The organism is Paenibacillus sp. FSL R7-0026, assembly GCF_038004485.1.
GTDB classification, from domain to species: Bacteria; Bacillota; Bacilli; order Paenibacillales; family Paenibacillaceae; genus Paenibacillus; species Paenibacillus xylanexedens_A.
On record NZ_JBBORG010000001.1, the window covers coordinates 1,187,437 to 1,206,715 of the forward strand.

Genomic DNA, 19,279 nt, shown 5'->3' on the forward strand with positions numbered 1-19,279 from the left:
CAATGTAGCATAGCCTTGCGTGAGCTGGGCTAACGAACCTGAGAGTCCCTATTTTGCCTCACAAGGCATCACTGGAATTCTAACGAATCGTAGTGGCGCTATTTGTTGCGTTTTGCCCGGATTAACCCTTTGGCAACTGAAATCTAGTTAAATAGCGATGCTGAGGTTCGTTATATTCTAGAAGTTGGCCAAAATGGCCGAATAAGATCTGTCAGGTTCGTTAGCACCTAAGAAGTGCAGCAATCTGAAAAGGCTGAAGCGGCATAACTATCATTAGTGCTGCAAGTGTCTACTTTCTGGGCAGAGGTTCTACATGCACGATTGTCAAAAGAAACGTAACCACTTCACCCGTTTTACCGACATATGTGCTTTCAACTAAAAAACCGAAACCAGGTTGCCCTGTGAATCAGGCAATGTTGGTTTCGGTTTTTTAGTTGCTCGGTTAAACGTCAGGCTTCGTTACTGAGACTTAGCTAGCCAAAGGCAATGCTTTGGTCACTTGAACCGTAATTGTCTCGGTGCTGGTTACGCCTGCAGCGTTGATCAGCTCAGCACGGTACGTGTACGTTCCGTTAGCGCGACCGGACAATTCAGTTGTAGCACTTTGGGAAGCTGGTGTTGCTGCGTTCAACGCTTGTGTATCAATCAATACATCATTCTCATAGAGACGGTATTCGGTTGCGTTTGTACCCCACCAGAGGTTCATGGATACGTTGTAGTTGCCGTCACCATCCCAGTTGTTTTGGGACAACGTAGCTTTGCCTGGAGCGGCATTGGTTACTTGTACCGTCAGCACGTCACTGCGTGTTGTGCCTTTGTCATTGGTCAGCTCAGCTACGTAGGTATACGTGCCGTTGGCTTTGCCTGTAATAGCTGTTTTGGAGGACTGAGCCGATGGTGAAGCCGCAGTCAACTTCTGCGTATCGATCAGAACGCCATTCTCATACAGTTTGTACTCAGAACCGTTTTCGCCCCACCAGAGGTTCATGCTTACGTTATACGAGCCTTCGAACAGGCCAGTGGTATATCCATTATCAGAAGAAAGCACCGGTTTACCCGGTGCTCCTGCAGCTGGAGTGGAAGGCACTTCGCCGCCACCTTGCTCTTCAGCAGGTACAAAATCATTCAAACTTCTAGGTTTCAATTGATATACATCTTTGAAAATAGCGGAAACGCCTGTGATATCGATTTTGTCACCAGCAGCATAAGGGAAGGAAGTCTCCGTCACACCTGTACGGGTGTCTACACGGATATGTGTGCTCGTTCCATCTGCTGCTACCGCGTCGAATTCAAAAGATCCAACTGGTGTAGCACTGATGATATTCTCAATCGTTACATTTTTCAATTGAACCAGTTGACCCTGGTTCGCATCTGAAATTGCAGTAACTTCGATTGGAGCAGGTACGGAAGCCGTACCTGTTTTTTCAATCGCGATGATATCGGTAAGCTCAAACTCGCTGTTATAGATAGTTGTTGCAGCCGTTACTTTTACCTTGTCACCAGCATGGAAGCCGCTAGTGTGCTGGAATACGTAGATTCCAGCAGTTTCATCTTGAAGATAGAAGGCTTGTCCACCAAATGCACCCGGCTCTGTCGTCACAACACCTTCGATAGTTACGGTAGTGCCAGCAGCTTTGGTACGTGCTTCAGCAACTGTGATAGCTGCTGGAATCGGTCCTTCTTCTTCCGGCAGCTGTTCTGCGGGCACATTGCCAACAGTCACGGCATTGGTGATCAGGTTGCTGCCATTCAGACGCAGACGCAAGCTCGCAGCACCAGTTGTACCCGGTTTGATGCGTACGTTCAGGTCTTTGATCCCGCGACCTTGGCTGTCCGAGGTTACACTGAATGTGGAGCTATAGCCATACGAAGTCGGCCAAGTACCACTTTCATTCTGGATCATGGCTACCTGTGTTCCGCCAGTCAGATAGATACCGGCACTATAACCAGATACGGTTGTGTTCGGAGCCATGTTCTCCACAACTACACGAATCTGGAAGTCTTCTGCATTCGGAAGGGTATCCTGTTTCACGAAGCTGTAAGCAGCGTTCGCGCTGGATGCAGGGCCACCGTAAGAACCAGCCTTGAACGTGGAACGATCGTACCACTTGTATCCGGCAGCAGGTGCGGACCAAGGTTCAGCCTGAGGTTCTGTGGAAGCAGCCGGCTCTTCGAATGGCAACAGCGCTGTAGCTGTGTCCAATTCAAGTCCGTTCACTTCAGTTAGGCTTGTGTAGTTCTCTTGTGTAGCAAGCCAGTTCACGGTGTTCACGAGCAACACGGCATCATCGGCTTCTTTAAAACCGTCATAAGTTGTTTTGCGTGTGCCTGTCTCTTCACGCAAGTATTTTGGTGATGCATCTTCTACTGGAGAGGAGTCACCGATGAAAGCAGCCTTACCTGCGCCCAGCTTGGATACAGCCACGTAAGGACCTTCTTCAATCCCGCCACCGTTGTAGACACCTTGGTCCACCGCGTTATTCCATTTTGCGTTGGTTTTTGGCAGGTATACAATACCTTTTGCCTTTTCCGGATCGGTGATTGCAAGGGTTGAACCGGCGTGCATGGCTACAGCCGATACGCCTTCTGTGATGCCGAAGGCTTGATCTGCCGGTACGACGATATTAGCGTTGATATCGCCAAGTGCGTTATAGCGGAAACGTACGCCAAAGTTATCGGACAACCAGTCCGTACTAGTTACATTTTGCATGGCATCCGAGTTACGCTCATCGGTGCTCATTCCTTTGGACGGATCTTCAAAAGCTCCCCGACGGTAGCCGTTGATGACTTCAGAGCCATCCCAGCGGTTTTTATTACGGTCTGCATTATAGTGATCTCCAACAAAGAAGATGCTGCCGCCCGTTTCAACATATTGTTTGAGTGCTGCTTGTTCGGATGTTTTGAAAGGAATTTGAGGCTCGGCAATAACGAATACGTTGTACTCTTTCAGATCATCATAGGTAAATGGAGTTGTCTTGCGAAGTTCTTTGACATAGTAACCATCATTCGCGAGTGCATTCCCGAAGTCGGAGAAACCTCCATCAATGACCCAGTCTGCAGCTCCAGCCGTTTGGCCGTGAGAGTTGTCGAACAATACTTTTTTACCTGCATTTTGGTTCACAACCTTTGCCTGGATGAACGGTGCCGGGTCTGTCGGTCCTTCCGCATGAACCGATGCATCTCCGTTCCATAATCCGACCTGAAGCGGCAAAGCCATGGACAATGCCAGGAGTGATTTTAAAAATACTCCTCGCATACCTGTTAATTTACCCAACCAAATCCCTCCCAAATATTAGTTGATTCATGAGTTCGTCCATATTCTACCACATGAAAATCTCACATAGTCATAACAATTTGTAAAAATTAACTCGATATTTGTAAAATTGGGTCTTTTGACATATCCATAGGTATTTCGGTCCCGTCATAATCCATTCATTTCTGCGTGTATATTGATTTTACGCAAATAAAAAGCCATCTCTTATGAGATGACTTTGGCCCGAATTCGATTGACGGCATGGAAGACAGAGGATTTAATCATGCCTTCACTGCGGTTCACCAGCTCTGCCGTTTCCTTAATGGAGTATCCATGGATGAGGCGAAGTTCTAATATTTTACGATGTTCGGTGTTGTTAATATGGGAGACAAGATCATGAACACCTTCGCTAATTTCAAGGTGGGATGTATCGACGTGATGGGTAGGTACCTCCAGACGGCTGTCTCGTCTGAGTGTACGGGTCCGCCTGCGGAAGCTGTCCATCGCCAGGTTACGGGCAATGCGTTTGAGATAATAGAGAATGCGATCTTCAGGGATATCCACGGTAACGTTCATTAGTCGAATGAAACAATCCTGTGCCAGATCTTCTGCATCTTGCGGTTGTTTGACGATATGAGATAGATACCTTGTGATTTCTGATTTATAGTTGATATAAGCATCATTAATTTGTGTGCTGTTCATATGATGTGAATCCCCCTTGATACAGATCAGGCTTGGGTCCGGTCTGGTATGAGTCTCTTATGATCCAAGTATATCGGGAGGTTGTTTCCAAAAGGTCCAGAGTTGTATCGGAGTTGTAACATTTCGTGCTTCCCTCTATTCAAGCATACGGCTTGGGATACAAAATAAAGGCAGATGAAGGAAATTCATAGAGCAGGGAGATTACGAAAGTATCATGAGACAAAAAGAGATTTTAATTATTGAGGACGAGGAGTCCATTCGCGATATTTTGTCCTATTCGTTACGTAAGGAAGGATTTGAGATCAAGGAAGCAGGTACGGGAAAAGAGGGTCTGGATCTGCTTCGGGATTCGAAGCCGGATCTGATCCTGCTGGATTTGATGCTGCCAGATATGAGCGGTTTTGATGTGTGCAGGCAACTATCTGTGAACTCCAAGATACCTGTCATCATGATCACTGCGAAGTCGGACATGCTGGACAAGGTACTTGGCATGGAGCTTGGGGCGGATGATTATATCACGAAGCCTTTTGATATCCGTGAAGTGGTTGCACGCATTCGGGCGATATTTCGCCGGATTGATCTCATCAGCGAGACACTGGAGAATCAGTCCTATGAGGTGGTAAGGCTAGGCAAGCATATTGAGATCCGCAAAGATGAACGGGAAGTGTGGAAAGACGGGGAACGGGCAGGACTCACGAATAAAGAATATGATCTGTTGTTATTTCTCGTGACCCATCATCGTAAGGTTCATACACGTTCTGAACTGCTGGACAAGGTATGGGGATTTGATTTTGCAGGGGATACCCGAACGGTGGATATTCATGTGCAACGGATTCGCAAGAAACTGGATAGTGGTGTGCAAGGCATTTCGATGATTGAAACGGTATTCGGTGTGGGGTATAAGCTGAATATTCAGGTACAGACATGAAGTGGACGATCCAGTTCAAAATGGTGGTGTTATTCTCGGTCATTGTATTTATCGGATTCTCCGTCCTGCTGATTCTGTCCAATAAGGTAGCTCAGGAGAATATGTACCGGGAAGTGCATGAGGATATGGTGCAATCCAAAAGAAATCTGGACATCGCGCTGAATCAGTACTTCCTGATACATAACAAACGCATGAGCAGAGACTCGCTCGAAGCAGGGAGTCGCGAGCTCGCGGAGCAGATTGGATCAGCCGTTGGTGGGGAGATTATAGTATATGGCCCCGATGCTTCACCATACGGATCTGTTGGCAGCGAGGTTAACGTTGCTAAGCGGTCTGACCATCCTGATGTGGAGGAAGCCGTACATTCCCGGATTGCTTACACCACAGTTGTGGATAAGGGTAGGGTCACAGCCAGTCTGTCCTTCCCACTCGAGATGGATCAACAATTGATTGGAATCGTACAGATGAAGAAGGATTACACGGAATTGTTCAAACGCAACCTTCGTTTTCAAAATACGATCAAGTTTTTTGCAGCGGTTATTTTCGTATTTGTATTTATCGCATCCATCTTTATTTCCCGGAAAATTACACAACCCATTCGTGTACTCACGAAACGTTCTGCGGAAGTGGCCCAGGGAAGTCTGAATGCGGACATTCAGATTACAACCAAGGATGAGATTGGTGAATTGGCTTCAAGCTTCACCGTCATGATTGATCGGGTTCGGGAGCAGATTGATGTGATTGAGCGGGAGCGGGATGAAGTGAAGCAAATACAAGCGCGAAGCAAAGTCTTTTTTGACAATGTGACGCATGAATTGAAGACACCCTTAACGACGATTCTGGGGTACGCCCAGATTTTGCGGGATAACGGATTTACCGATCAGGACTTTTTTGACAAGGGTATGAATTATATCATCAAGGAAAGCCAGCGTCTCAACACGATGGTTGCGGATATTCTGGAGGTCTCGGTCTCCTCTGCGGTCATTCAGGCATACCGGTTCGAACGTATCGATATATCAGATATTATTCGTGAAGCTTGTGAGGACATGTCGATTAAGGCGAGCAAGTACAATATAGGCATTCACTATGAGCTAGAGGAACATCAGTATTTACAGGGAGATCGGGATAAGTTGAAAGAGGTCTTCCTCAACATCCTGGATAATTCGGTCAAGTACAGTGATGTGAACTCCATTATCGAAGTACAATCCTTCCGGTTAGGTGATTCTATCGCTATTGTGATCCGTGATCAGGGGGAAGGAATCGGTGCTGAAGCGCTCCAACATGTATTTGAACCCTTTTACCAGGATAAAGGAATCAACAGGGCCGAGAAAGGCAGTGCCGGGCTGGGTTTATCTATTGTGAAGAACATCGTTGAGCGTCATGGAGGAACAGTGGAGATGAAGAGCATCATGTGGGAAGGGACACAAGTGAATATCAGTCTTCCGGGGGAAATGAACGCATGAGACATCCTGGGTTTTGGCGTAAAAACCGTGACAGATTGATGCTGTCAGGGTTGTTGATCGCATTTGTCAGCGGGATTTTTGGGATTGGGAGCCTGTTCAGTCTCGGAAATCTCAAACCAAGAACGGTGATTTTGCCAAGTGAGCAGTTCAACAGCCGTCTGGCACCACCACCGAGCAGTACGATTCAGATCGAGTCGGCTACCAAGATTCCAAATGACTTTGCGATCTTTGATTTTGAAGTGTTAGACCGGAATACGATTATATTTAATCAGCCGGAATTTTCCTATTCAGGGCTCAAGTTGTCTCTCCTGCATCTGGATGATAAGGAAGTGAAAAACATTGCGGCTAATACGGATTACGGTGTAACGATCAGCCCGGATCACAAGAAAATCATTTACTCCCAGTATCGGGCAGGTCAGACGCAGAAGACAACGTATGAGTATATGATACAGAGCGGGGAACGTCGCAAGCTTCCGTACGACAACTCGTATTATCGAGTGTTTGTAGGGAACGAATCCTACATCGGTCAGGATGATCTGTTATTTAAACAAGTTGATCTGAGCCAGGGGACGAGTCATGTCATCTACACGTATGAAGAGCTGATGAGCATGTTCACAGGACCAAAACAAGGGAAAGGTTCGAGTGATACGTTTATCGTTATGGATGTGTTGCAGGTCAGTGAGGATCACCAACAGTTTTATATACTGGTGATGCTGAAAGACAAGTATGCTATCTATCGTGTATCGCTTGAGGATGAGCATGAAGTGAAGGCGTATGCTGCAATGGAAGACATCCAACAGTACAAGTTGCTGAAAAATGGTGACATGCTCATCCAGGGAACGATGAATAAGGTACAGGGGCTGTATCGGTATCACGCAGCAGAGGAGCAGTATGATCTGTTATTACAAGGTTCGATCTGGAGCTTCGATCTGGATGCAGATGAATCCCGAATAGCTTACTTTTTCCCGATGGACAGTCAGAATCAGAAGAATGAGTTGCATGTTGCCTACCTGAATGATAGCAAGATTTCGTCGGATACGGTGATCTATCGCAATATTGATAACTTCATCAGTCTGAAATGGAATGACGATGAATTATTTGCTGTAAGCAGCTCAGTGGATAAAAGTGAAATGTACCGCTTTAGTTTCAGAGCCTGGTAAGCTGCGGAAGATATACGAGTATAAGACCTTGGTATGATGGAGCGATAGCTGCTCTGCGGACAAGGTCTTTTTGTTATGACATGTTACAAGTTGGATACAACTCCGGCCAGCCCGGATACATCTCCACCCTATAATGAAAAGGGAATGAGCTACGCGAATCTTTACATACAAGTTCAAAAAAGACTGGTTTTCAGTACCGAGAAGATGGGACTTTTTGAACAACCTCTGTACATATTTAGCAAGTAGAAAGGAAGACATGCAGTAATGCTTCAAGTTGAACAATTATCCCACTCGTTCCGCAATGGCCAGGGAACCGTGCCGGTGCTTCAGGATATCAACCTGACGATTGGAGAAGGCAAGATGGTAGCCCTGCTGGGCAGTTCTGGTTCGGGTAAATCCACACTGCTGAATCTGATGGCAGGGCTGATGAAACCGGATCAGGGCAAGATTCTAATTGCGGGACAAGATATTGTACGTTTCAGTGAAAATCGCTTGGCTGAGTTCAGGCGCAGTCATATCGGGTTTATTTTTCAATCCTATGAACTGCTGTCCAATCTTACGATCCGGGAAAATGTAGAATTACCCTTGGTGTTTATGGGGATAAGCCCTTCGAAACGCAAAGCAAAAGCATTGAAGCTGTTGGAACAGGTGGGACTGGGTGAAAAAGCAAACTTGTTCCCGTCCCAGTTGTCGGGCGGTCAACAACAACGTGTCAGTATTGCACGTTCGCTCATTACCGAACCCTCGGTGATCTTTGCAGATGAGCCAACGGGAAATTTGGATACCGAGACGGAGGAAGAGATTATTGCGATTTTGCAGCAGCTTAACCGGGATATGAATACAACCTTTGTCATTGTGACACATGAAGCAGAGGTCGCGGAGCAGATGCAAGTTGTGCTTACACTGCAACATGGAATATTGGTTGAAGAGGCTGTAAGGGAAGTTTGAGGCAAAAGGAGAGGAAATGTGAGAATACGGGATGTAGCACGTATGGCCTGGGGACAGATCATTCGCAGAAAAATGGTCACACTGCTGTGCATGATGGGGCTGTCCATCGGCTCTGCCGCCATGATCATTGCACTTAGCGTGGGGCAGTCCGTACAGACCTATAGCGAGAAAACATTGAACGACAATTACAAGATGGATGAAATTACGATTACGCCTAATGAGGGCATTCGTACCGGCAACGGCAAGGGGAATGGTCAGACATCGAAGTTTGAACGGGGAGCATTGACGTTGGAAAAGATTCAGATTATCCAAAGACTACCCCATGTTGTTGCCGTGGCTCCCATGTTAAAGCTGGATTCGCTGGAAATGGTGCTTCCGGATGGTCGCAGCACGTATGTTGAGGTCATTGGTACCCAGCTGGAGACCCTCGGTGGGTTTGGATACAAGTATGCTGAGGGGCGTGGGGCAGAGGATGGTCGTATGGCGGTAACCAGTTATGGGGCTGCATTTGGACTCGTGGACCCCAAAGTAACTCAGAAGTTATTTGAGCAGTTGAATGCTGATCCATATAACAACGAGCTTTTGGAACAGTTTACGGAAATGTCCGCCAAGCAGGATCAGCTGGTTCAGCAGCTGGTTCAGTTCCGGTATGAAGATTATACGAATGCGAGCAAAACCAAAATGAGTGGTTCTATACGCGTGTCTGGAGAGTTGACGAAGCCTTCCAACATGGATGAGATGAGCGCTCAAAACGATAAAAAAGTATATCTGCCGCTCGATACAGCTCGTGCATTGCAGGATGAGCTTGGATTACAGCAGGCCGACAGCAGTGCGGCCAAGCATCTTAACTCAGCTCTGGTCAAGGTTGAGGACAAACGTTATGTATCCCAGGTGGAAGAACAGATTAAAAAGCTGACGTTAAACACACAGAGTAATCTGTTCCAAGAGGAAGCGATGGCAGGTCAATTGGCGATGTACCAAAAAGCGGCATTGGGGATCGGTGGTTTTATCATGTTGCTGGCCTCATTATCCATTATTGTAGCGATGATTATGTCTACGCATCAGCGTCGTAAACAGATTGGTGTGATGAAGGTGCTGGGTGCAAATCTGTGGCAGATCCGTCAGATGTTTATTACGGAAGCAGCGATGCTTGGATTAATGGGCGGCGTGGCTGGTGTGGGGATTGCCTTTGCTGCCCTCGGCGGAGTGAATAGTCTGCTGGCGAGTCAGATGGCAGATCAGATGAATGGTCCGATGACCGTCGTTATTCAGCAGTCGGCTCTGCCACTTGGCATTGTTTTTGCTGTTCTGGTTGGCATTGTATCGGGTATATATCCGGCAATCAGTGCATCTCGGACCAATGCATTAACTGTGATCAAATCAATGTAATTTTATCAGCGAAAGGGAAATTGGGCACATGAAGAAATGGATAAAAATTATCATCACCGTTGTACTTTTGGCAGGTGCAGGGTACTGGCTGTATGAAAAGTACAAGCCAAAACCGGAGGCGCCTATAGAGATTCCGCCCCCGATTACCTTTGATGTGACACAGGAAACGATGACGCAATCGATACAGGTGAAAGGGAAATCCGTATACACCGATCAGACGGAAATCTTCGCTCCGTATGCTTCCAACATCAAGCAGTGGCACGTGAAAAGTGGTGAGCAGGTGAGCAAAGGCGATATCCTGTTTACCCTCGATACTTCCACGTTACAAACGGAAGTAGAACAGTTGCAGAGTGATCTGGAGAAAGCCCAGCTGGAAAATAAGATGAATCAGGTTAGCCTGGATCAAGCGAATATGAGTGAGACGCTTGGCGTGACGGAAGAGGAGCGCAAGAAGGCATTTGCAGATCGGGAAGGTAAACGCCTGACGAATGAATTGAATCAAAAAGCGTTGGTCCTCAAGGAGAAGGAGATACAGAAAAAGCAGGCAGTTATAAGTAAGTCTGTTGTGTATGCTTCCGCTTCCGGTATATTTCAGATGAATGAAGAGGATAGCAAGACACGTGCGGTGACGGAAGGACAGCTGATCGGGTCCATTACAAACATCAGCAAACTGAAATTTATGACGATTGTTGGTGAAGAAGAGATGTTCAGGCTCAAGGTGGGCATGCCAGTTAAGGTGCGAATGACAGCGCAGAAAGACCTGCAATTCACGGGGAAGGTGAGTAAGGTGTCCAAATTCGCCCGCAAGAGTACCGATACGGACCTCAAGCAGGTTTCACAGTTTGACGTGGTCATTGATCTGAAGCCGGACGCCAGAATGTATGGAGGCGTGAGTCTGGAAGGCGATATCGAGACGATGCGGAAGGATAAAGTGACGGTTGTGTCCAGCCTCGCGATCATGCGGGATCAGACCGAGCCTTACGTACTGTTAGACAAAGGCAATGGACAGACAGAGCCGCTGACCATCCAGGCTGGAATGGAATCGGGGGACAAGACGGAGGTGGTTAGCGGGTTGAAACCGGGAGACATTGTCGTTTTGCCTTAGATGTAGGAATATAAGAACGAGACATTATATGTAGTGACTAGCTAGACGAGAGGGTTAATTCGGCATTGTAAAACACGAGGTTCATTGTGGCAGATTGCCAGGATGGACCTCGTGTGTCTTTTGGAGCAAGGGATGTCCAGATTCCTGCCTGAATTATGGAAAAAAATATAATTAAATTTATATAATTCAATTTACAGTAAAATTTACATGTCGTATAATCAGAACATAAGGAGGTGACACCGAACATCATGTTTGTAGATGGATAGGCGAAGGCCTTTTTTTTAACTGTTTGAAGAAAGCGCTTACCCAATTTAGGATTCAGACATCCCATAAGTCATTTTTCACACTTCTTCATGTCTAACACACGTTCAACCACACCCACCATATTATACTCATTCACATGATTCACCCTCACACACCATTTGTTTGCTCAAGATTCCAGTGATACAACCATTTCTTTAGGAGGTGATACAACCAACTCATCCAAACGTTCTCTTCGTGCTAAGCATCATAATGACACAGAGGATCAGACATGAGTACAACCCAATCTAACTAAAGGAAAGGTGGAACTATGAAGACTAAATTGAAAACCAAATCGAGAGGTAAGAAGATCCTGCGCAAAGGTGTAAAGCAAATTATGGCAGCAACGCTGCTCGCGGCGGGGATTTTCCCTGGACTGTCTCCAGGCTTGGCTCAGGCGGCTGAAGCACATGTGGATAATCCATTTGTAGGGGCAACGGCCTATCTGAATCAGGACTATTCAGCTCTCGTGGATACGTCCATTGCACTGACCAACGATGCGTCGTTGAAGGCCAAGATGGAGACCGTCAAATCGTATCCAACCGCAGTATGGGTTGACCGGATTGCTGCAATCTATGGCGGTACGGACAACGCTGGTCGTAAAAGTGTAGAGCAACATCTTGATGCCGTTCTCGCTCAAAAGAAACCGGGTACACCGATCACCGCTTCATTTGTTATTTACAATCTGCCCGGACGGGATTGTCATGCACTTGCATCAAATGGTGAGCTTCCACTAACACAGGCGGCACTGCAGACATATAAAACGGATTATATTGATGTGCTCGCAGATATCTTCGCAGATCCGAAGTATCAGGATATTCGCATTATTGCTGTCATTGAACCGGACAGTCTGCCTAACCTTGTGACCAACCTGAGTACACCAGCTTGTGGTCAAGCCAGCTCAACAGGTATTTACGAGGCGGGTGTGAAGTATGCATTGGACAAGCTGCACGCCATTCCAAATGTGTACAACTATCTGGATATCGGCCACTCCGGCTGGCTTGGATGGGATAACAACCGTTCTGCAGCAGTCGCGCTGTACACAAGTGTTGTGCAAGGGACAGCCGCAGGTCTGAGCAGTGCAGATGGCTTCATTACAAATACAGCAAACACTACACCGCTGGGGGAGCCGAACCTGTCTAACCCTGATCTCAATATCGGTGGACAACCGATTAAATCTGCCAAGTTTTATGAGTGGAATCCGTATTTTGACGAAACCGATTTCACTGCTGCGCTGTATGCCGATTTCGTACAAGCTGGCTGGCCAAGCAGCACAGGTTTCCTGATTGATACTAGCCGGAATGGGTGGGGCGGGGTAGACCGTCCAGCATCTGCTACGGGCAGCAACATCAACGATTATGTGAATTCCGGACGTGTAGATCGCCGGGAGCATCGGGGGAACTGGTGTAATGCCAGTGGCGCAGGTATTGGTGAAGCACCTAAGGCTGCACCAGGACCAGCGCATCTGGATGCTTATGTATGGGTGAAACCTCCAGGTGAATCCGATGGCTCCAGCTCCGAAATTCCGAATAACGAAGGCAAAGGTTTTGACCGGATGTGTGATCCAACCTTCACAACTCGGGATGGTGTATTAACAGGTGCATTGCCTAATGCTCCGGTATCGGGTCACTGGTTCCATGATCAATTCGTGGCACTGGTGAAAAACGCATTCCCTGTACTGCCTGCAAGTAACGGTGGAGGCAACCCTCCGGGCGGAACAACAGCTCCGGCAGCACCAGCAGCATTGACAGCTTCTGCCGGTAACGCTCAAGTCTCCTTGACGTGGACTGCTTCCACAGGGGCTACAAGTTATAGTGTGAAGCGGGCACTGAGTGCATCAGGTCCATTCACAACAATTGCAGCTAACGTGAGTGGAACATCTTACAGCAACACCGGCCTGATCAATGGTACAACCTATTATTATGTGGTAACGGCAACAAATGCAGTAGGTGAAAGTGTTAACTCTGCAACAGCAACAGCTACACCCGTTGCAGGTGTAACGGCGCCGGCAGCACCGACTGCTCTCACAGCAACTGCAGGCAATGCGCAGGTGAGCCTGACGTGGACCGCTTCTACAGGTGCAACAAGTTATAATGTGAAACGTGCGCTGAGTGCAACAGGTCCGTTCACAACGATCGCGGCGAATGTGAGTGGTACGTCCTACACGAACACTGCCCTCACGAACGGCACAACGTATCATTATGTGGTAAGTGCAGTGAATGCAGCAGGGCAAAGTGCCGATTCCGCTGTAGCTTCCGCGACACCTCAAAGTGTCGTTGTACCAACCAGTGATCTTGTCGTGCAATATCGTGCTGGAGATACCAATGCTCAAGATAGCCAGATCAAACCGTATTTCAACATCAAAAATCTGGGTAGTACTGCTGTGAATCTGAGTGATCTGAAGATCCGGTATTACTTCTCCAAAGAAGGCTCAGCTGCGATGGATTCTGCCATCGATTACGCTCAAGTTGGCGGAGCCAATATCCAGCGGACCTTCACAGACTCGTATGTTGAGCTGAGCTTCACATCTGGCGCTGGCAGCATTCAGGCTGGTGGACAGACTGGAGACATCCAGCTTCGCATGTACAAAACAGACTGGTCCAACTTTGACGAGACGAATGACTATTCCTTCGATCCAACGAAAACATCCTACCAGGATTGGAACAAGGTAACACTCCACCAAGGTGGAAACCTGGTATGGGGTATTGAGCCTTAAACTTTATTTGTAACTGTCTTAACCGCGATCCTCAGTGTGTTAGAGGATTGCGGTTTTTTGCTATGCATTCAAGAGTCATTCTAGATTGAAGTTCTCACATGAAAATGTATTTAGAATCGTTTGGAGATCCGTAATTAGGATGTGAGAGCGGATGTATTAAGCTGGGCTGTCCTCTGGTCATGAAAATGATCAGGGGGAGGGGGCAGCCCTATTTCTTTTCTAACGAACAGAGGGCACGTTATTTAGTTGAATTGATGCATTTGAAAATTCTAACGAATCGTAGACACGCTATTCAGTTAATTTGGGTGGATTTTGCCCCGTTTAGACCCGATTTGGTCCAAATAAGGTTGCTGAGATTCGTTAGGATTCGTTGTTGGAGTTTAACGCCCCAATAGGGTGTGTGAGATTCGTTAGAAAAAACTTGGCGGTGAGCTTAAATCATCCTTCCGACTGAAGCGTCATCGGGTTGATTTTCCAAATGACTCCTAAAAACACTGATTATTGATCGTTTTGGACGGATATTTGCCTAGGGTCTGGCAGGCAGGATGTCTATAATAGAACCCGATGGGCGGGATCACCTCGCTCGGATTGGAAAGAGAATGGAAGGGGGACCGCACTCTGGTAGTCGGGCAAGCTGATTTCTCTTTTTTAATTTTGTAAGCGTAATCATTATGGATTGGGATCTTTTGTTGAAGAAGGCCTGTGTGGATTATCGAACGTCTAATCATCATCGATGTGTATATGCGTCACCTATTCTGTCTCAAGGAGCGTGAAGGTGGATGAACTCAGAAACAACAGCGCCGGTACATAAAGGATCGGTGTCAGGTCGGCAATCCGGTCGCAAGAAGGATCGTATGCCACTTGCAGCCAAGGTGCTCTCTTCGGCACTCAGCGTAGCTTTGCTCATTGGAGGAACAGCTGGCGTTACGGGAGCGGAAGCTTCCAACGGTAATGGGGCGACGGAGGCCAGCCTGCAATCACATAAAGGGGGCAGTCACGTGAAAGAGATTCAACTGGAATATCTGGATCGGGGTCTGGTGGCTGCATCGACATCTGAAGGTGTTTTTCTCAGTTGGAGATTGCTTGGTGAAGAGGCTACGGGATATAGCGACAAAGGGCTGACAGGTACGGACTTTAACGTTTATCGTGATGGTAAAAAGATCGCTACTGTCACCGACAGCACCAACTATATAGATGCCGCGGGTAAATCGTCTTCCCGTTATGAAGTGGCAGCGGTGAACAAGAAGGGCAAGGAAAGCAAACGCAGTGCATCCGTCAAACCTTGGGCGAACGGGTATGTGGACATTCCACTGCAAAAACCCGCCGATGGCGTGACGCCTGCCGGAGAAGCTTATACGTATTCCGCCAATGACATGAGCGTGGGGGATGTGGACGGGGATGGCCAGTATGAGTTTTTCGTTAAATGGGACCCTTCCAATGCCAAGGACGTATCGCAAAAAGGATACACGGGTAAAACCTATATCGACGCTTACACCCTGGACGGTCAGTTGTTGTACCGGATCGATCTTGGGGTCAATATCCGTGCAGGTGCTCATTATACACAGATGCTCGTTTACGATTTTGACGGGGATGGCAAGGCTGAGATGATGTTTAAGACCGCTCCGGGCACGAAGATTATCAAATATAACAAAAAAGGAAAAGTGACCTCCGAGAAGTACATCACACTTCCGAAACAGGATCGCAAGGCAGGGTACTCGAACGAAGATGATTATCGTTTAAGTGCTGATGGGTACTACGATCACGTGGTGGATATGTTCAAAAACTGGCATAAACACGATGAGGTTGTGAAGGGGAACTGGCCTGCGACATTGGAAGAGGCTTTTGGAATGGAGAAAAAGTATAATTACCCATTATCTCAGCAGGATGCCGAGAGCCTGGCCGACTACTTCATTGATGTATATGCGGTAGAACGCAGTAACCGAAATGAGCTGCGCAAGTTTGAAGGTTTTATCGTGGATGGACCGGAGTACGTTACGGTATTTGAAGGCAAATCAGGCAAAGAGCTGGAAACCATTCCATATGAACCCGAGCGTCATGATGATGGCCTGATGTGGGGCGATTATGCCATGGCACGGATTGAACCGGGCAATCGGGTGGACCGTTTCCTGGCAGGCGTGGCGTATCTGGACGGCAAGACACCGTCTGCAATCTTTGCACGCGGATATTATACACGTTCAACGATGGTTGCCTACAATTGGGACGGCAAGAAGCTGAAAAAGGAATGGAAAGTGGACAGCGGCTGGACACCGATGAAGAACCCGTTTAATGATGGGCCACATGGTGTGGATGGCACAGATCCGCAGTATGGCTCCATTACAACTCAGGGTGCGCACTATTTCAGTGTGGCGGATGTGGATGGAGACGGCAAACAGGAGATTGTCTATGGCTCCGCTACGATTGATCATGACGGCAGCGTGCTATACAGCTCAACAGACCTGATGCCTGCCGAGAGTGCTGCACCGGGAACCATTGCTCGACTGGGTCATGGCGACGCACTTCATGTGGCAGATATCGACCCGGATCGTCCGGGCCTTGAGATTTTTATGGTTCACGAGGGTGGTCCGTGGGCGCCGTACGGCTATTCCCTGCGAGATGCGAAGACTGGAGAAGTAATCTATGGCGGATACACGGGGAAAGATACCGGACGCGGCATGGTGGGTGATGTTGATCCGACTCGTCGTGGACTTGAGACATGGGCTGTAGGCTTGTGGACAGCTACGGGTGAAAAAATCAGTGATCAGGCGCCAGGCACAAATATGAATATCCGCTGGGCTGGTGATATGACGACACAGATCGTTGATGGTGCGATTGATGTTACACCAACCATCAAAGACTGGAATCGTGGCACGTTGCTGACGGCAACAGGCACATTGACCAACAATCACACCAAAGGTACACCTTCTCTTGTAGCTGATATCTTTGGGGATTGGCGGGAAGAGATGCTGGTGAGAACGACGGACAGTTCCGCGATTCGTATCTATCTGAGTACCGAGAAAACGGACCGCAAGTTGTACACGCTCATGCATGATGCGATGTATCGTGTGGGCATTGCCGGACAGAACAGTGGATACAACCAGCCTTCCTATCCGTCCTTCTACATGGCATCGGATATGGACTGGTCAAAAGTAACGCTGCCTAAGTTCTACACGCCAGGTAAGGGCGGAAAGTAAGCAGACTGGATGAGCAATAGCTAGCAACATAACATGTGTTCATGATCATACTGTAACGTAACGCAGCGTCGTTGATTTTAAGCGTTGGCATCGAAGCTTGGAAGCTCTGGAATTCCCATGTGTCTCGTCACATGGAGGTTTCAGAGCTTTTTTCACATAAGGATCTGGGGATAGAGCTTCGCGTGTTCCAATCCATTCGAATTTACGTCACTTCATTTTGCTAATTAGAGTCTAAATGCTCGGTAGAAGCGAACGCTTCAATGGTGTAGTTACCTTGATCATGGATCAATGTGGTGATGGAGCACTCCGGGATAAGTTGGTTCTGCATAGTTATAAAATCGGAATGCCAGACGTTAAGCTCGCGCTCGGTAAAGGTCTGCACCAGAAAATCAGTAATGAGTCCACCATGTGCAACCACAATAATGTTACTGTTCTCCGGCTCTTCATTAGCCAATTCGGTTAGGAGGGAAGCCAGACGTTCACCTGCCTGTTTGGCCGAGTCTCCCACGGGTGGAATGTAATCTGGGTCAGACGTACATCGATCCCACATCGCAATGAATTCTTCGAATGACTGATCCGGGCAATCGCCCCAATTGGCACGTTCGCGCAGGCGAGGATCTTCGGTTATATGGGAATGGGTGCGGCGGGCAATCATACTTGCTGTTTCTTGGGCTCGTCGAAGTGGGCTGGTCAGGATTTTAGTAATGAGAGAGGTGGCTTTTGCAAAATGAAGTGCTGTGGCTTCGGCTTGTAAAACCCCTTCGGAAGTAAGGGAGACATCTCCGATGCGTCGTTCTTTGAGACCATGTCTCACCAGATGAAAGGTGGTACTCATGCGTGGAAACCTCCTTAAGTATAGACAGTTTACATAAAGGATTAGATTATATACTAATTATATATTTATCTAATCAGATAATACAATGAGGCTTTTAACGAAGACAGTTTATATCCACCCGACAGAATTGTTACAATGGAGAAAAGTGAGGATCGATCGTTGCAGGAATGGAGGTATGGATATGAGCATCACGAAGCACTGGACAGGAAGCCTGTATCAGGATGCATTGCGAACTGAGGACCGCGGGCCGCGTTTTTACGCGTACTACTATAAGCAATGGGACAACTATCGTATGTCCTATCACAATCATGATTCGACGGAGATCATGTATATTATTTCGGGAATGTGCCGGGTGGATGTGCAGATGCCGGATGGGAGTGCGGAGCAGACCGTTTTGAAAAAAGGGCAATTCATTATGCTCGACGCAGGTGTCCCGCACCGTTTGCTGGTGGAAGATGGTGTGCCTTGCAGGATGCTTAATGTGGAGTTTGGATTCTCAGGCTCACCTCCTGGACAGTTATCTATCCGTCAGCTCGCGCAGGAAGAGGAAGAAGTCCATACTTTACTAACCAATGCTTCGCCATATTTGGTACTGCCTGACCCGGAAGAGGTGTATCACATTATGAAAAGTCTGGTGTTGGAACTCGATCAGCGTGGACTGCTTGAGCAAGGAAGATCAACCGTGCCGATGAAGTTCATTCCACCAGAGGAAAGGTCGCATCACCGCGAAGCCCGGAATCTGACGTCCCCGGAACAGGGCATGCTGGTGCGTACGCTGTTCGTGCAGTTGCTGGTCCGTGTTGCACGTCTGCGCGGAGAAATGAGCCGGAGTGCGCCAGATCAGGCGGAACTGTATGTCAAACGAACCATTGAATTCATGCATCACAATATGGATCGCAACATTCAGATGAAGGATATCGCGGCAGCAGTCAATCTGCATCCGGGCTATTTACATCGCATTTTTCGTCAGCACACGCATCGGACACCGACCGACTACCTGACGATGCTTCGCATGGAAAAGGCCAAGATGCTGCTTCAGCAGACGAATATTCCGATATCGGAGATCTCCGACTATGTTGGAGTAGGCAGTCGTCAGTATTTTCATATGTTGTTCAAGAAGACGACGGGCATGACTCCGGTTGAATTTCGCTCCTCTATGGAACGACATGTTAGTCAGTACCCGTCGGATGACTGAACCGATTGCAGTTATTTTCGAATACATATCGATTAGTGGAACTAACGCATAAAAGTTAGGATTTTTGACAACAAGATCTTGAACAGGTCATGAT

At 47.7% G+C, this 19,279-nt stretch carries 12 protein-coding genes; 9 read left to right on the forward strand and 3 right to left on the reverse strand.

All coding sequences use genetic code 11. From position 1 onward, the window contains the following. Positions 1-469: 469 nt before the first annotated feature. Together MKY44_RS05270 and MKY44_RS05275 are read right to left on the reverse strand one after the other, a co-directional pair. Positions 470-3,256, reverse strand: a complete 2,787-nt coding sequence (locus MKY44_RS05270) for a DUF5689 domain-containing protein (RefSeq protein ID WP_445670675.1) — start codon at positions 3,254-3,256, stop codon at positions 470-472. 222 nt (positions 3,257-3,478) lie between these two features. Beyond that, the gene (locus MKY44_RS05275) at positions 3,479-3,955 is read right to left on the reverse strand and encodes an RNA polymerase sigma factor (protein ID WP_036606312.1); all 477 of its coding nucleotides are present in this window, start codon (positions 3,953-3,955) and stop codon (positions 3,479-3,481) included. A gap of 214 nt (positions 3,956-4,169) precedes the next feature. On the opposite strand from MKY44_RS05275, the gene MKY44_RS05280 reads away from it, so the two are divergent. The 8 genes from MKY44_RS05280 (at position 4,170) to MKY44_RS05315 (ending at position 17,155) form a co-directional block, all read left to right on the forward strand. After that, positions 4,170-4,883 carry a response regulator transcription factor gene (locus MKY44_RS05280; RefSeq protein WP_341006307.1) on the forward strand — a complete coding sequence of 238 codons (714 nt, stop codon included), beginning with the start codon at positions 4,170-4,172 and terminating at the stop codon, positions 4,881-4,883. Further along, positions 4,880-6,346: a sensor histidine kinase gene (locus tag MKY44_RS05285; RefSeq protein ID WP_341006308.1), complete on the forward strand. Its 1,467-nt coding sequence runs from the start codon at positions 4,880-4,882 to the stop codon at positions 6,344-6,346. The genes MKY44_RS05280 and MKY44_RS05285 overlap by 4 nt, the downstream gene beginning before the upstream one ends. Next, on the forward strand, positions 6,343-7,506 hold the full coding sequence (locus tag MKY44_RS05290) for a hypothetical protein (protein WP_341006309.1): 1,164 nt from the start codon (positions 6,343-6,345) through the stop codon (positions 7,504-7,506). The genes MKY44_RS05285 and MKY44_RS05290 overlap by 4 nt, the downstream gene beginning before the upstream one ends. Positions 7,507-7,770: 264 nt before the next feature. Beyond that, positions 7,771-8,454, forward strand: coding sequence for an ABC transporter ATP-binding protein (locus MKY44_RS05295; RefSeq protein WP_091015773.1), 684 nt, complete (start codon positions 7,771-7,773; stop codon positions 8,452-8,454). An 18-nt stretch (positions 8,455-8,472) separates the two neighbouring features. Further along, positions 8,473-9,843 (forward strand): ABC transporter permease, encoded by a 1,371-nt coding sequence (locus MKY44_RS05300; protein ID WP_341006310.1) that lies wholly within the window; start codon positions 8,473-8,475, stop codon positions 9,841-9,843. Positions 9,844-9,871: 28 nt separating this feature from the next. Continuing rightward, on the forward strand, positions 9,872-10,948 hold the full coding sequence (locus MKY44_RS05305) for an efflux RND transporter periplasmic adaptor subunit (protein WP_341006311.1): 1,077 nt from the start codon (positions 9,872-9,874) through the stop codon (positions 10,946-10,948). Between the two features lie 571 nt (positions 10,949-11,519). Beyond that, positions 11,520-13,964 (forward strand): glycoside hydrolase family 6 protein, encoded by a 2,445-nt coding sequence (locus MKY44_RS05310; RefSeq protein WP_341006312.1) that lies wholly within the window; start codon positions 11,520-11,522, stop codon positions 13,962-13,964. Between the two features lie 854 nt (positions 13,965-14,818). Continuing rightward, complete coding sequence (locus MKY44_RS05315; RefSeq protein WP_341009785.1) at positions 14,819-17,155, forward strand: rhamnogalacturonan lyase; 2,337 nt, start codon at positions 14,819-14,821, stop codon at positions 17,153-17,155. 220 nt (positions 17,156-17,375) lie between these two features. Here MKY44_RS05315 and MKY44_RS05320 read toward each other — a convergent pair whose 3' ends face one another. Further along, positions 17,376-17,990, reverse strand: a complete 615-nt coding sequence (locus MKY44_RS05320; protein WP_341006313.1) for a histidine phosphatase family protein — start codon at positions 17,988-17,990, stop codon at positions 17,376-17,378. 181 nt (positions 17,991-18,171) lie between these two features. On the opposite strand from MKY44_RS05320, the gene MKY44_RS05325 reads away from it, so the two are divergent. Beyond that, a complete protein-coding gene (locus MKY44_RS05325) occupies positions 18,172-19,185 on the forward strand; it encodes an AraC family transcriptional regulator (protein WP_341006314.1) in 1,014 nt (337 codons plus the stop codon). Positions 19,186-19,279 lie beyond the last annotated feature (94 nt).

Bases quoted from the DNA above. Each gene is read 5' to 3' on its own strand.
- MKY44_RS05270 (WP_445670675.1), bottom strand. From the start codon at position 3,256: ATGCGAGGAGTATTTTTAAAATCACTCCTGGCATTGTCCATGGCTTTG.
- MKY44_RS05275 (WP_036606312.1), bottom strand. From the start codon at position 3,955: ATGAACAGCACACAAATTAATGATGCTTATATCAACTATAAATCAGAA.
- MKY44_RS05280 (WP_341006307.1), top strand. From the start codon at position 4,170: ATGAGACAAAAAGAGATTTTAATTATTGAGGACGAGGAGTCCATTCGC.
- MKY44_RS05285 (WP_341006308.1), top strand. From the start codon at position 4,880: ATGAAGTGGACGATCCAGTTCAAAATGGTGGTGTTATTCTCGGTCATT.
- MKY44_RS05290 (WP_341006309.1), top strand. From the start codon at position 6,343: ATGAGACATCCTGGGTTTTGGCGTAAAAACCGTGACAGATTGATGCTG.
- MKY44_RS05295 (WP_091015773.1), top strand. From the start codon at position 7,771: ATGCTTCAAGTTGAACAATTATCCCACTCGTTCCGCAATGGCCAGGGA.
- MKY44_RS05305 (WP_341006311.1), top strand. From the start codon at position 9,872: ATGAAGAAATGGATAAAAATTATCATCACCGTTGTACTTTTGGCAGGT.
- MKY44_RS05310 (WP_341006312.1), top strand. From the start codon at position 11,520: ATGAAGACTAAATTGAAAACCAAATCGAGAGGTAAGAAGATCCTGCGC.
- MKY44_RS05315 (WP_341009785.1), top strand. From the start codon at position 14,819: ATGCCACTTGCAGCCAAGGTGCTCTCTTCGGCACTCAGCGTAGCTTTG.
- MKY44_RS05320 (WP_341006313.1), bottom strand. From the start codon at position 17,990: ATGAGTACCACCTTTCATCTGGTGAGACATGGTCTCAAAGAACGACGC.
- MKY44_RS05325 (WP_341006314.1), top strand. From the start codon at position 18,172: ATGAGCATCACGAAGCACTGGACAGGAAGCCTGTATCAGGATGCATTG.